Raw genomic sequence first — 1268 nt, 5'->3', positions numbered from 1 at the left:
TGTAGTGGTCAACTAATTTAGGACAGCTGATAAGAGGTTTTGATTAAAGTAACGTCTCTCTTTTTCTGCTGGCGGCAAATAATCGTTGAAAGCATGCGGTCTCACGGTCTGATAATAGCCCCAGATGTAATCAACAATGGCGCTTTTAGCCTCAGCGATATCCTCATAACCGCCCTTTGGCATCCACTCAGTTTTGAAGCTTCTGAAGAATCTTTCGGTCGGCGCATTATCCCAACAATTTCCACGACGGCTCATGCTTTGCGTCATACCCTCATAACTCGCCACGGATTCAGCAAACTTCTTGCTAGTGTAATGGGTTCCTTGATCAGAGTGAAACAACACGCCACTTGGCTTTAAGCGCGTCTGATACGCCATTTGCAGCGCTTTGATTGTCAACACGCTGTCAGGGGAATCTGACACCGAAAAGCCCACCACACGACGGGCATATAAATCTAAAACAACCGCTAGGTAGCACCAGCCGCCTTTGATACGAATATATGTGACATCACCCGTCCAGACCTGATTGGGCGCTGATGGGCTAAAATTACGGTTCAGTATGTTGTCATGAGCTTGGTGTTCTTCGTCAGCTCGCTTGTATTTATGTGTTTTTAGCTGGCAACTGATGAGCCCCATACTTCTCATAATCTTAGCAGCTAAGTAACGTGTCAGCTTAATGCCATGCTCATTCATCAAGATAGCAGCAATGCTGCGAGCGCCAGCTGATTGCTTTGAGTCATTAAATATTTGGCGAATTAAGGCTTTAAGCTTGACCATTTCAATATTTATCGGCTTTGGCTGCAAGCCATAGTAATAGCTACTCTTAACCATGCCAAACAGGTCACACAATTGAGTTTTACTCATCTGTTTGTCTTGCTCTGCCAGCTGACTTATCAGCGATAGTCGCTCAGACTGTCCAAGGCTAGCAGAGCTGAAGCCTTTTTTAAGATGTCACGCTCCATAGTCAGCCGTTTTACTTGTTTACGCAGTTCTTGGAGTTCTCGCTGTTCATCGGTTAAGGCATTGCCGACTTTAGGTGCTTGTCCACCCATTTCTTGACGGTACTGACTCAGCCATTTCTGTAAGGTGGATTTGCCAATGCCAAGTGAATCAGAAACGTCGGGGATGCTACGGTTGTGATCAGTGACTAAGCTGATGGCTTCAAGTTTGAATTCTCGGGTATATTGGTTGCGTTTGTTGGTCATACTAGTTTCCTTTTTTAGGGTAGTATAAACCTCTTATGCACTGTCCAAGTTTATTATGCCACTACA

At 45.0% G+C, this 1268-nt stretch carries 2 protein-coding genes; both read right to left on the bottom strand.

Annotated features, from left to right (window positions below):
• Positions 1-12: 12 nt before the first annotated feature.
• A complete protein-coding gene (locus tag JMX91_RS13170) occupies positions 13-882 on the bottom strand; it encodes an IS3 family transposase (RefSeq protein ID WP_413786799.1) in 870 nt (289 codons plus the stop codon).
• 8 nt (positions 883-890) lie between these two features.
• Positions 891-1202, bottom strand: coding sequence for a transposase (locus JMX91_RS13475; RefSeq protein ID WP_058025686.1), 312 nt, complete (start codon positions 1200-1202; stop codon positions 891-893).
• Between the last annotated feature and the right edge of the window lie 66 nt (positions 1203-1268).

This window comes from Psychrobacter sp. Pi2-1 (assembly GCF_904846645.1).
Lineage (GTDB): Bacteria > Pseudomonadota > Gammaproteobacteria > Pseudomonadales > Moraxellaceae > Psychrobacter.
Note: the sequence above shows the minus strand (reverse complement) of the source record. Positions and strands in the feature narration are given on the sequence as shown.

What these genes read in the sequence shown, in the direction of transcription:
- JMX91_RS13475 (WP_058025686.1), bottom strand. Translation starts at nt 1,202, where the DNA reads ATGACCAACAAACGCAACCAATATACCCGAGAATTCAAACTTGAAGCC.